This window comes from Streptomyces sp. AA4 (assembly GCF_000158875.1).
Taxonomy (GTDB): domain Bacteria; phylum Actinomycetota; class Actinomycetes; order Mycobacteriales; family Pseudonocardiaceae; genus Amycolatopsis.
The window spans coordinates 121458-133793 of record NZ_GG657747.1; the positions used below are offsets into that span (position 1 = coordinate 121458).

Consider the following 12336-nt stretch of genomic DNA (forward strand, 5'->3'; position numbering starts at 1 on the left):
CACCCTCGCGCGCCTTACCGGAAGAGCATCACACCTCAGCGAGGGGTGTGGCGGAAGGAGTCCCGGTGGCGTGGGAGATCGTCCTGGTCGCCGCGCTGGGCCTGGTTTTCCTGGTCCGGCTGGTAGCGCAGCTCCGGCGGAGCTGACGGACGCCGGCGCGGCGGCATCGCCCGGCGGACCGGCGGTTCCGCGGTGCGGTCGACGGCCGATTCGGTCACCGGACGCGCCCGGTGCGCGCCGCCGTTCGCGCGAGGCGCCATCCCGCGCGGCGGGTCGGTGGGCGGCGGAGCGCCGTTCCTCGGCACCCGTCCGTTCGGCACCGGACGCGGCCGGGGCGCCGGACGACGCGGCGGTGCCGGTTCGGCGGGAATCCGCGGGATCTCCAGGGTGATCTCGCTGTCGGCGACCAGCTGAGTCGTTTCCCCGGGAGTCTCGACCGGCGGCTCCACCGGAGGTGCGGGCGTCTCCGGAGCGGGCGGAGGCGGCTTCGGCCGGTGCGACAACCGCCGCGCGAGCGAGTGGCTCGGCCGCTCCACGAACCGGTAGCTGAACTCGACCACGCCGAACACCGCCGGGATCACGATCAGCAGCGCGATCGGCAGCGGCACCGCCGGGCGCAGCAGCTGCAGCAGCACGAACGTGACCAGCATGTGCAGCAGGTAGATCGAGTAGCTGCGCTCGGACAGCATGGTCCAGATCTTGCGCTGCTTCAGCCGGTCCTCGGCGAACATGCCCATCAGGAAGCACGCGACCGCGAACGCCAGCGCAAGGTTGTACGAGCTGTCCACGCGGCCGACGTTGATCACGTCCGCCAGCACGTACAGCGACCACGCGCAGCCGCCGTAGAGCGCGCCGGTCCACAGCGGGATCTGCTTCTTGGTCGTCGCCCAGATGACCTGGCCGATGAGCATCGCGGGCAGGTACGAGACGTTCACCGCGAACAGCGACCACGACGGCCCGAACTGCGACCGGCTCATCATCACCACGAAAATGAACGTCAGCTCGACCGCGATCGCGAGCCACACCCACCGGCGCAGCAGCGGCAGCACCGCCATCAGCAGCAGGTAGAAGATGACCTCGACGATCATCGTCCAGGCCACCGGCACCAGCACGACCTGCGGGAAGATCAGGTAGTTGACCAGCGCGGTGTTGGTCAGCACGGTGAGCGGGTTCAGCGTCTGCGGCTGCCCGGTCGACGGCGGGTGCAGGTTCACCAGCAGCAGGAACGCGGTCAGCAGCACCACGAACAGCATCGGCGCGTACACCCGGATGAACCGGTTGAGCGCGAATCGCCCGGTACCCTGGCGCAGCGCGATCGGCGTCACGACGAAACCGCTGACCAGGAAGAAGAACGGCACCGCGATCTGCCCGATGCCCTGCTTCGACATGTGCATCGGACCGCTCGTGAGCGCCTCGATGAAGTCGACGTACGGGGCTTTGTCGTTCTTCGCGATGACCCAGGGATGGGCGATGTGGCTGTAGAAGACCAGCAGCGCGCCAAGGCCGCGCCCGATGTCGATGAAGACGATCCGGGTCTTCTCGGGCGGCGCGGACGACGCCTCGGCCAGGGCAGCGGAATTCGGCTCGGCCAGCGTGCTCACCCCCGTCTTCCGCTACCGACAACCTCGTGAAGGCTACCGCCTCGCACCCCCGGCCCGGACGTACTCCCCGCAATTGGCGGTAAGCGGGGGATTAGTCACAAAACCCGTTCTGGCCTCGGATAATGCGGTCGACAGGTACGATCAGGCCGGAATTCGTCCGGTTTGTGCGAGCTAGTTCAGGAGTTCGGAGAGCGTGCAGCAGCCCAGTCTCGACGGAGCCGTCGAGCGTCCGTCGACCCTGCGCGCCGCTTTCCGTCAAGCCGCCCCGGCGATCAGCCTCTACCTGGTGTTCCAGCTCGTCGCGTTCGGCGTGCTGTGGCTGATGAGCTGGAAGGCCGACGTGTCGCCCGGCCGGTTCATCGCCGATTTCGACGCCAACTGGTTCGTCTCGGTCGCGCAGCACGGCTACGACCAGCCGATCGCGATCGGCGTCGACGGGCTTCCGGTCGAGAACAATCTGGTGTTCTTCCCGCTGTACCCGGGGACGGTGGCGCTGCTGACGCTGGTCGGGATCCCGCCGCTGGCGGCCGGGATGACGATCTCGCTGCTGGCCGGATGCGCGGCTGCGTGGGGCCTGTTCGTGCTGGGCCGCGACCTGGCCGGACCGCGCGTGGGGCTGCTGGTCGCCGTGCTGTGGTCGATCGGGCCGGGGTCGACGGCACTGCATCTGGCGTATTCGGAAGCGCTGCTGATGGCGCTCGTGGCGTGGACGTTCGTCCTGCTCGCGCGGCGCGAATGGCTGGCCGCCGGCGGGCTGGCGGTGCTCGCCGGGCTGACCCGGGCGAGTTCCGGGGCGTTGATCGCCGCGGTCGGCATCGCCGCGCTCGTCGCGGTTTTCCAGCGCCGCGACGGCTGGCGGCCCTGGGTCGGCGGGCTGCTCGCGCCGCTCGGCCTGCTGGGCTACCTCGGCTACGTCTGGATCCAGACCGGCCGTCCGGACGGCTGGTTCTGGCTGCAGACCGCCTGGCGGATGCGCTTCGACTTCGGCGTCTTCACCTTTCTCCAGGTCCGCGACGGCCTGACCTCGGACGAAGCGAGCTGGATCACCGTGACCGCGCTCGTCGTGCTCGCCGCGGTGGTGCTGCAGTTCTGGACCTGGGCGACGCGGCTGCCGTTGCCGTGGCAGATCTACGGCACGCTGACGGTGGTGATCGCGCTGTGTTCCTCGAACTTTTTCCAGTCCCGCCCGCGGTTCCTGCTTCCGGCGTTCGTGCTGACCGTGCCGGTCGCGCTCCTGCTGGCCAAGCTGCCGAACCGGGTGCTGGCGGTGCTGCTATCGGTGATCGCGCTCGGAAGCGCTTGGTACGGCGCGTTCCTGCTGACCATCGCGCACGTGGCGCCCTGAGCCGCCACGTGCGCGATCAGGTCAGGGCGCGAGCCAGAGCGTGACGAATTCCTTCTCGTCCGCCTTGGCCGCGGCGATGATCGCCGAATCTTCGAGCACCTGGTCGGCCGGACCATCGTCGGTGACCACCTTCGGCGTGTAGCCGAGCGAGCGGTACCCGGCGAGCACGGCGGCCGGGTCGTCGCCCAGTTCGGCGATCGCGCCCGGGTCGAACTCGCACACGACGTGCGGCCGGTCGCGGCGCAGCACCTCGGCCAGCCCCGCCAGCGCGCGGTGGTCGCGGCCCTGCAGGTCGACCTTCACCAGGCTGATCCGCTGTTCGGTCACCTCGGGCACGGAATCCAGCCGCACCGCCGGGACCTCGACGCCGGAACCGTCCGTGGTGACGCGGTTGTCGCCGCTGTTGCCCGGGGTCGCCTGCGCCAGGTGCACGGTGCCGGGCTCGTCCCATGCGGCCGACTCGACCACGGTGACCAGCTCGCCCGCCGCCGGGGGCAGGTTGACCTCGACGTTGCGGCGCAGGTACGAGGCGTTGACCGGGTCGGCCTCCACCGCGATCACCCTGGTCACGTCCGGCGTGGCCCGCAGCAGCCGCAGCGTGTGGTAGCCGACGTGCGCGCCGATGTCGAGGAACGCGCCGTCCGCCAGCGACGCCATCAGCTCGGCCTCGCTGTCCTCCCAGGACCGGTGGAAGAGGATCCACGGGAGCATGACCTCGTCGACCGGCATCAGCAGCGCGCCGACGTCGCACTGGACGACGTCCGCCCCGCGCGGCACCGGAGCGTGCCGGAGCCGGGCGGCGTCCCGCATCGCGCTGACGTCGAGGGTCACCCGCTGAATGGCCTTCTCGTCGGCGTCGAGCCGTTCGTCGCGGCGCGCGAACATCTTGTGCACGGTCCCCGCCGCGGCTTCGACCTCCGCGCCGACGCCGTCGTAACCCTCGGCCAGCTTCGCCACGTCCGCTTCGAGATTGCGCAGCGCCAGTGCCGTTTCCGGAGCCTGCCGGCGCAACTCGTTGACCGTGCCGCGCAACGTTTCGAGCCGTTCGCCGAGCGTGCGCGTGGACAGCGCGGCCCGGCGCGATTCGTCGATGCTGCGTTCCAGGTTTTCGATCCGGTCCAGCAACCGCCGGTTGCTGTCCTCGGTCGCCGCGAGCAGCGCGCCCATCACGTGGCGCTGGTGCACGTCGTAGTGGTCGATCGCGCGCAGCACGGCCTTGCGCAGCGCGGGTGCGAGCGGCAGCCGTGACGGCGCGTCCGCTTCCGGCCGCCAGCGCAACGCTTCGGTCGCCTGCTGCAGCGGGCTGAGCGGGTGCTCCGGCGGCGGTGCCGCGGTGCGCTCCCGCTCCTGCCACTTCTGGTGCGCCTGCTCCAGCTCGTGCCGCATCCACTCGGCCGCGGCCGACATCGACCGCTCGCGCAGGACGACCTCCCGCGCGCGCTTGCCGCGGGCGGTCGCCTCGGCCGGGTCGTCGGCGATCTGAACCATCGCGGCCGCGGCGGCGTCGAGATCGGGATCCGCCCAGACGGCGTCGGCGTGGTACGGATAGTTGCCCTCGCCGACCGGCACCAGCCGGTACGGGATCGGCCAGCCGGTGGACGCGTCGAGGAACTCCGTGGTGCTGGAGTAGTCCGTCGAGATCACCGGCATCGCCCGCGCCATCGCCTCGGCGACGGTGAGCCCGAAGCCCTCGCTGCGGTGCAGCGAAACGTAAGCGGTGCTGGTCTCGTACAGCTCGTGCAGTTCGGCGACGCTGAGGTAGCGCTCGATCAGTTCGATCCGGTCGTCGCCGCGGACCACCGCGCGCAGCCGTTCGGCGGCCTGCGGGTGCAGCTTCGCGTTGATCGCCTTGACGGTGAGCCGGACGTCCTCGCGGCCCGGGAACGCCCGCTGGAACGCTTCGACGGCACCCCAAGGGTTTTTGCGCTCTGCGACGCTGTTGAAGTCGAACGCGAAGAGGAACCGCACGGGTTCGCCCTTTTCGCGCGCGGGCGGCGACGGCTCGCCCGGATCGCGCACCGGCACCGGGATCGTCTTGACCGGGATCGGCGAATGCTCGGCGAACGCGCAGCGGCAGAAGTCGCTGACCGTCCAGACCTCGTCGAGCATCCCGAACGCTTCGTGCTGCCACTGCGGGAAATCCTCGAGTTCCCACGCCCACAGCCCGATCCGGTAGCGCCCGGCGCCGACCTCGGGGTGGTTAGTCAGGATCGTGCGGGTCTGGTCCGCGTTCACCGCGAACACGCTGACCGGGAACCGCGGGTCGCCGACCGTCGCCGGCCGCTCGATGCCGGTCCGGTTCGAGACCGCCTTCTCCTCCAGCACCGTGGCCACCGGCACGCCGCCGGTCTCGATCGCCTCGAGCACGATCCGGCCCATCTCGCCGAGCCCCAGCTCAGCGGTCAGGTAGCCGAGCAGGTTCACGCCGAACTCGTCGTGCGGCGGACGGGTCGCGACCGGCTGCGCGGGCAGCGCCCACTCCGGCAGGCCAGCCTCGGAAACGCCGGACCCGGCGCACCAGTGCCGGAAAGCGTCGGCGTCGTCGCCGTAGGGGTGCGGGAACGCCATCTGCAGGTCGATCCGCGACGCCCAGATCGCGTGCGTCAGCCGGTTCAGCCCGGCCGCGGCCTGGCCCTGGTCCTCCGGGGTGGCGAGCCATTCGCGCAGCGCGAGCCCGCCGTCCTCGCCGTACGCGTGCGGCGGCGCGGGCTTCTTCTTGCGCTCGGCCTTGATCCAGCCCTCGCGGAACACGCGCCGCGCGAGCTTCGGCACCGGCGTGCCGTCCTGGAAGTCCTTGAAGCCGTACGGAATCGAGTCGAGCGACTCGGCGTACCCGGCTTCGCGCAGCTTCGTGCCGTACGAATCGCAGATGGCGCGAAGGTCGTCGTTGTGCGACAGCAGCACGCGCGGCTTGCGCGCGCAGTGGAAGCTGAGCAGCCACGGCTTCTCCGGCCGGTAACCGCTGAAGTGGAAGAACCGCAGCTTCGCGCCGCCTGCGGTCAGGGCGCCGTCCTCGTCGCGGCCGATGGGCCGCTCGTGGAGGTTCCAGTACGCGACGTCGAATCCGGGGTCGGTGACGACGTGGTGCCGGAACAGCGACGGCACCTGGTCGACCCAGCGCTGGTCGGTGAACAGCTGCTGCTCCGGCGCGACGATCGCGTCGTGGCGCAGCCTGCCCGCCCAGAAATCGAGGAACGGCCCGGCGCCGCGGCCGACGCCGATGAAGCCGAGGTTGAACATGCCCGTGCCCATGATCACCGCGTCGTCCGGCTCCAGGCCGTCCTGCGGCAACGGGGTCAGGAAATGCGGCGCGAGCACGATGTCGTGCTCCTTGGCCAGCTCGGCGACCTCGGGGATCGGCGCGAACAGCTCGATGTCCGGGTCGAGGTAGATCGCGGCCTCGGACTCTTTCAGCAGCTCGCGCAGCAGGTACGGCTTGACCGACGTGGCGAGTTCGGTGACCGAGTAGGCGGTCGCCATCCGCAGGTAGTCGTCCTCGTCGATGCCGAACGCGGCCGGGCCGACGACGGTGAGTCCGTCGCCGGCCCGTTCCGACTGGTCGCGCGGGGCGTCGATGACCGCGATGACGAAGCGGCCGCCCGGATGGTGCTCGAGGTAGGAACGGGCCAGCACGCGCGCGGCCGGCACGTAATTGCGGGCGACGATCGTGCAGGCGGCGGTCCCGGGCTCAGGCATCGGCGGTCAGCACCGTGAGCTGCTGGTTCAGCGCGGTGGTGAAGTCCGTCTTCGTCTGGTCGGCGACCTTGCCGGACACCTCGACGCGGACGATCACGTTCCCGTGCGAGTAGTGCCCGCGAGACTGGGCCGACTGGCCTTCCTTCGGGTCGATCGCGGTGGCGTAAACGCCGTTCGGCGCGGTGGTGTCGCGCTTGGCCCCGTTCGTGACCTGGACGTCCATCAGCTTCTCGGCCGCGGTCTTCGCCGCGGTCGGGCTGCTGGCCTGCGCCAGGAAGAGCGTGATCACGTTGCCGTCTTCGAGGTGGTACACGACGAACTTGACCTTGGACGAGCCCGCCGCCTGGTAGGCGCTCAGTTCCTGCGGGTTGAGGTACTTCAGGGTGTCGACCTGCGAGAACGACGTGACGTCGTCGTGCGTCTCGGCCTTGCCCGGCATGCTCGCGACGCCGAGCGGGTCCGGCGGCTTCGGCGCGGCCGAACTCTGCGAGTGCTGCGCGGTGGTCTGCTCGGTGCCGCCGCCTCCGCTGTCGCGGCCCCACAGCCAGTACGCGCCGAACGCGATGCCGGCCAGCACGATCACCGCGCCGACGATCGCGCCGATCTTCTTGCCGTTGCTCTTCTTCGGCTTGTCGGTGAAGTACTCCGGACCCTGGCGGACCCATTCGGAGTCGCCCCCGGACGGGCCGAGCGGCGGAAGATCGCCGCCGCCCCACGGCGGGGTCTGGTCGCTTTCGGCCGCGTTCCACGGCTGCTGCTGCGGGAAGCCCGCCGGCGGCGAGGCCGTGCCCTGCGGGAACCCGCCGGGCGGGGAGTAGTGCGCCTGCGGCTGGTGCTGCTGCGGCTGCACGACCTGGGTGCGCTCGGGACCGGCGTCCGCGGGCGGCTGCTGGGTCTGCCACGACTGCACGACCTGGGTGCGCTCGGCGCCGCCGTCCGCGGGCGGCTGCTGCGGGGCCTGCGGCTGCTGCTGCGGGAACCCGCCGGGCGGGCTGACCGGGGCGATCACCTGGGTCGAGTCCGCGCTCTGGCTCGGCGGCGGCGGAGCGGGCTGGTCCTGCTGGCCGACGGCCGAGGACAGCACCTGATCACGCCGGATGCGATAGTCGTCCGCGGACAGTCGCCCTGACGCGAGCTCCTCGTCCAGCCGGCGCAGCTCCTCCTGCCAGGACACCAGGGCCCCCCTTATCTGTCGGCATGGCGACGTTCAGTGCGTCGTCGCTACCCCATTGCGTGTGACGACGTGGACATTGTGCACGGGTGCGACCCCACGTGACCTGGCGGGTCGCCTTGTGCGCTGGGGAATGTTCAGCTCGCGGGCAGCGCGGCGGCGACCTTCGCGCGGATCTGTTCCATCCGGGACCGCAGGGCCGCCGGATCCTGGCCGACCGGGCCCGACACGCCGATGCCGACCGACACGCCGCCCGAGGTGTACCAGAAGGCCAGTACGCGTCCGGCCGGGCTGCTCCCGGTGTAGAGCAGGTCGGTCGCCGCCGGGCCGAACGGGCTGCTGTCGAACCCGCCGGTGACGAGGTTCTGGCGCAGCCCCTGGACGAGCTGACCGGCCTGCGCCTTCGACGGCGTCGGGACGGCGATCAGCGTCGTGCCGCCTTCCGGGCTGCCGTAGGAGTGGTAGACGAGCTGGTCCGCGCCCGCCGCGCGCATGAGGTTCGCGTCGGCGTCGGAGACGGCCTTGGCCTGGACCGCCTTGTCCAGCGCCATCGTCGAGTTCTCCGGATTCGGCGTGCCCGGCAGCGTCGGCAGCTTGTCCTCGAGCGAGGCGGGCTGGGTGTTCGGCGCGGACGCGGCGGCGGGCGGCGGCGCGGCCGTGTCGTTCGAGTCGTTCTTGGCGCCGATGAACCAGATGCCGCCGACGACCAGCGCCAGCACCACCAGCACGGCCAGCGACAGGAACAGCCAGGTCGGCCGCGACCGGCGCGGTTTGGCGTCGTCCTCCCAGAGGCGGCGCGGCTCCGGCTGGGCTCCGTTCGCGGGGATCGCGCCGAAGACCGCGGTGGGCCGGTCGTCGGCGGGACTCGGCGCGGTGGTCGGCCGGTCGGTGGAGAACGGGGTGCCCGGGGTGTGCGAGAAGGCGGGCTGGGTCTTCTCCGCCGCCGGGGCCGCCGCGGAGTTCAGGAACGCTTCGACCGCGGGCGGTTCCGGCGCGGGCATCGCCGGGTTGGTGCTGGCCCATCCGACGACCGGCTGGCTCGGCTGCTGCTGGTTCGGTTGCTGGCCCGGGGGGTGCCACTGCACGGGAGCGACGCCCGGCCAGGTCCCCGGCTGCGCGGGCAGTTGCGGCTGGGGCTGGTGCGGTGCGGGCGGGGTGGCCTGGCTCGGCGGCGCGGCCGGGCTCGGCGGCGGGGAGAAGAAGGGTGCGGCGGGCTGCTCCGGGGCCGGGGCGCCTCCGGGCGGAGTGCTCGGCAAGGCGGTTCCGTCCGGTGCCACTCGGCGCGCGATCATCGGACCGTCGAACGGGCCGTGTCCGGTCATCGTCGCGATGTTCTGCGGAGTGCCCGCTTCCGGCGTGCTGCTCTCCGCGGCGGCGCTCGGGGCTTGCTGGCTCTCCGCGCCGGGAGTCGCCTGGGGAGCCGGGGCGCTCCACGTCGGCGACCCGCTGTCCTGCCGCAACGGCGACGCCACTGGCGAAGCCGCCCCGCCGCCCGACGCCTCGGCGAGCAGTTCGTCGCGCTGGCGGCGGTGTTCGGCGTGGCCGAGGCGGCCAGCGGCCAACTCCGCGTCCAAGCGCCGGAGCTCTTCCTGCCAGCTCATCACGCAACCCCCTGTCACCGGTTCGGGCGACAGTGTTCCACGCGCCCCGGTTGTGTGGGGGTCAGGTGCGCAAGATCAGCCCAGATCAGGCGCCCGCTTCGCGTCGGACGGGAAATCGCCGCGGCTCCGTACGATGGGGAGCATGTCCTCCGCGCGCGGTGCGCTCGCCGCCCTTGCCGTGGATCGGCTCGCCGGTCTCGACATCACCGCTGCCGAACTCGTCGAAGCCGGGGCGCGGGCCGTCGGCGAGGGCCTCGAAGCGCCCTCCCTTCCCGAGCTGGCCGCCCTCGACCATCGGAACCACCAGGCGGTCTCGGACGCCTTCTCGCACGTGGTGGAGGAGCTGGGCATCGAACTCCCGGTCGACGCGACCGCGGCCCAATGGCAGCTGATGGGCGAGCACCTCGGCGAGATGGTGCGCGGCGACGTCCGGCTCGCCGAAGCGGCGCAGAGCGTCAAAGCCCTCGACGGACGGCTCGGCCGCCCGGCCGCGCTCTCCGAACTGCGCCAGTGGCTGGCGATGCTCGCGACCTGGATCCCGACCGACGTCACGCCGGTCAGCTACTGCGAGCAACAGGTGCTGCAGCAGGCGCGGGCGGTACTGGCCGGTCCGTGGCCGCCGGTCACCCGTTAAGCGGCAAAAACTGTCGTACATATGTTCTAAAATTGGCCGGGTACTGGGAAAACATCCACCGGAAGGCGGCCGCCCATGAGTAGTTCCCAGCCGGCATACGTCACGCTGCCCACGTTCGTCGGGTACAGCGCCAGCAAGGGCCCGTCGCGTTCGTCGTTCGTCCGCAGGCAGCGCCGGCTGTACGAGGATCCGGCCCGGGCGGCGTTCAACTACTACCGGCGCGCGGCGAACGCGGTCCGGGCCGGCCGGGCGGCGCGGCAGGACGAGGTGGCCATGCGCGCGCTGGTCAACAACGCCGACGAGCGCACGCGGCCGCATTACGCCGCGATCGCGGAGGGCTGGCTGCGCTATCTCGGCAGGCGCGATCCGAAGCTGGTCGAGGTCGGGCGGGCGAAGTTTTCGCTGGGCGAGCTGGAGATCGGCATCAGCCCGCAGCTGGGGTTGCGGAAGTCGAACGGCCGCCGGTTCGCCACGTGGCTGTACTTCAAGGAGGAGCCGCTCACCCGGGACGCGGCGCAGCTCGCGTTGTGGCTGCTCACCGAAGGCATGCCGGAGCTGCTGCCGGGCGGGGAAGCGCTGGTCGTGGACGTGCGCCGGGCGAAGGAGTTCACCTTGTCGGCGCGCGACCGGGAGCGGCTGCGGCCGTGGGCGTTCAGCGAGGCGTCGGCGTTCGTCACGCTGTGGCGCGCCGCATAACGGCTCCGTGCATGACCGGCGGGGGTCTCGGGTAAGGAACCTGCGGACCGGGGCTGTTTCCCGGTCCGCGGGCCACCCGGACGAGTGACAGCTTGGCGCTCGGCTCCGGTGGACTGGACAATCCCGGCCCCGGACACGAAGCTTTCGGCAGTTTCGAGCCCGGTCGATGACTTCGAGGTCGACAAGTGAACGCTGCTGCAGCCTGGGAGCCGCTCTCGCGAGTGGCCGACGAGCCCGCTTGGTATTGGGTGCACGACAAGCTCAGGTTCTGGCCGAGCACCTTCGCGCACGATTGGCCCGGCTTCCACGAGCCGAGCCCGTCGGCCGCGTGGGATTTGTCGACCGGCGAGTACGACCGGGCGTCGGCCGAATTCCGGCTGGGCCCGTACGCGGTGGAAGAGCACGACGTGGCCCGCGCGGTGCTGGCCGCTCTGAAGGAGACGACCGCCGAGGACGAGTGGCTGTGGGTCCTGCACTGGCAGCACCAGTCGTTCAAGTTCTGGCCGCACCGCATGCAGGAGAACGCGCCCTGGCCGGTGTCGGTCTTCCCGCGCGGTGACTACCACCTGTTCCTGGCCGAGGACTTCAGCTACGGAACGCTGGGCCACCCGTGGGAACGCACCCTGTGCGTTTTCGGCGAAAAACTGCTCCCCGCGGTCGAAAAGCACGCCGACGGCATTCTCACGAACCAGTTGCGCCGGGACGGCCAGCCCTCTGCGCTGACCCGCTGAGCAAGGCCGCTGCTACCGTCTCGCACGTGTTCGAATACCACGGCTGGGTGACCATCGCCGCCTCCGCGACGGGCGACGACGACGCAGCTCTGCTGGAGCGCATGGTGGAACGAGTCCACCGTTCGCTGCAGAACGCGACCCTGCTGGACCTGGTGGACCTCCGCTGGAGCGGGGGCCTGCCCATGCTCCATCTGGGTGGTCTGGACAAACACGGCGGAGCGATCACGCCCCAGCTCCTGGAAACGTTCGCGAGGGTAGGAGAACTGGCCCCCGGCTCGTACGGCCTGCTGCACGTCTGGGACGACCAGCACCCGGAACACGACAACGCCTTCCAGGTCTACCGAATGGCAAGAGGCCAGGTAACGGAAGAAAAAGACCCGCACCTGTCCCCAGTAGCCCCCACGGTCCTGGACACCTACGAGCTATAACCGGCCTGCTCCGCAGGAGCGGCGTCCCTTCTTTCGCTTGCTCCGCAAGCTACGCGCCTTCTCCGCTTGCTCCGCAAGCTGCAAAGCCGCCCACCCTCGCAACCGCACCGATGGCACCGCGGGGGTCCGGGGGCTCGGCCCCCGGGTGATATGGCGAAGGCCCTGTATCCACGCTTTTTGTGGATACAGGGCCTTCGGGACTGAGCGGATGACGGGATTCGAACCCGCGACCCTCACCTTGGCAAGGTGATGCGCTACCAGCTGCGCTACATCCGCGTTAACCGCTTGGTGCTCGGTGTTGAACACACTCTATACCGTCCCTCGGGTGACACTTTCGGGGCCCCCGTTATTGGCGTGGACCTGCTGAGATGTGGTGCTTGCGCGTTACGCCGGGCGCACAAGGGGTGACGACGGGCGCTCTGCTCCGTATGGT

At 70.7% G+C, this 12336-nt stretch carries 9 protein-coding genes and 1 tRNA gene; 5 read left to right on the plus strand and 5 right to left on the minus strand.

What is annotated here, in order from left to right:
* Positions 1-35: 35 nt before the first annotated feature.
* The gene (locus tag SSMG_RS39380) at positions 36-1601 is read right to left on the minus strand and encodes an acyltransferase (RefSeq protein WP_009085706.1); all 1566 of its coding nucleotides are present in this window, start codon (positions 1599-1601) and stop codon (positions 36-38) included.
* A gap of 193 nt (positions 1602-1794) precedes the next feature.
* Between SSMG_RS39380 and SSMG_RS39385 the strand changes: the two genes are divergently transcribed.
* Positions 1795-2946, plus strand: a complete 1152-nt coding sequence (locus SSMG_RS39385; protein ID WP_009085707.1) for a hypothetical protein — start codon at positions 1795-1797, stop codon at positions 2944-2946.
* Positions 2947-2967: 21 nt separating this feature from the next.
* Here SSMG_RS39385 and SSMG_RS39390 read toward each other — a convergent pair whose 3' ends face one another.
* From SSMG_RS39390 to SSMG_RS42775, 3 genes are all read right to left on the minus strand, one after another.
* Positions 2968-6642, minus strand: coding sequence for an FkbM family methyltransferase (locus SSMG_RS39390; RefSeq protein WP_009085709.1), 3675 nt, complete (start codon positions 6640-6642; stop codon positions 2968-2970).
* Positions 6635-7816 carry a hypothetical protein gene (locus SSMG_RS39395; RefSeq protein ID WP_009085711.1) on the minus strand — a complete coding sequence of 394 codons (1182 nt, stop codon included), beginning with the start codon at positions 7814-7816 and terminating at the stop codon, positions 6635-6637. Before SSMG_RS39395 ends, SSMG_RS39390 begins: the two co-directional genes overlap by 8 nt.
* Before the next feature lie 134 nt (positions 7817-7950).
* Positions 7951-9414: a hypothetical protein gene (locus SSMG_RS42775; protein ID WP_158688136.1), complete on the minus strand. Its 1464-nt coding sequence runs from the start codon at positions 9412-9414 to the stop codon at positions 7951-7953.
* Between the two features lie 142 nt (positions 9415-9556).
* On the opposite strand from SSMG_RS42775, the gene SSMG_RS39405 reads away from it, so the two are divergent.
* The 4 genes from SSMG_RS39405 (at position 9557) to SSMG_RS39420 (ending at position 11903) form a co-directional block, all read left to right on the plus strand.
* Positions 9557-10048: a hypothetical protein gene (locus SSMG_RS39405; RefSeq protein WP_009085715.1), complete on the plus strand. Its 492-nt coding sequence runs from the start codon at positions 9557-9559 to the stop codon at positions 10046-10048.
* Between the two features lie 75 nt (positions 10049-10123).
* Complete coding sequence (locus SSMG_RS39410) at positions 10124-10744, plus strand: hypothetical protein (RefSeq protein WP_009085717.1); 621 nt, start codon at positions 10124-10126, stop codon at positions 10742-10744.
* Between the two features lie 185 nt (positions 10745-10929).
* Positions 10930-11475: a DUF2716 domain-containing protein gene (locus tag SSMG_RS39415; RefSeq protein WP_009085719.1), complete on the plus strand. Its 546-nt coding sequence runs from the start codon at positions 10930-10932 to the stop codon at positions 11473-11475.
* A gap of 26 nt (positions 11476-11501) precedes the next feature.
* Complete coding sequence (locus SSMG_RS39420; protein WP_009085721.1) at positions 11502-11903, plus strand: Imm7 family immunity protein; 402 nt, start codon at positions 11502-11504, stop codon at positions 11901-11903.
* A gap of 203 nt (positions 11904-12106) precedes the next feature.
* On the opposite strand, the gene SSMG_RS39425 is transcribed toward SSMG_RS39420, so the two are convergent.
* Positions 12107-12179: transfer RNA gene (locus SSMG_RS39425), tRNA-Gly, on the minus strand.
* Positions 12180-12336: the final 157 nt, after the last annotated feature.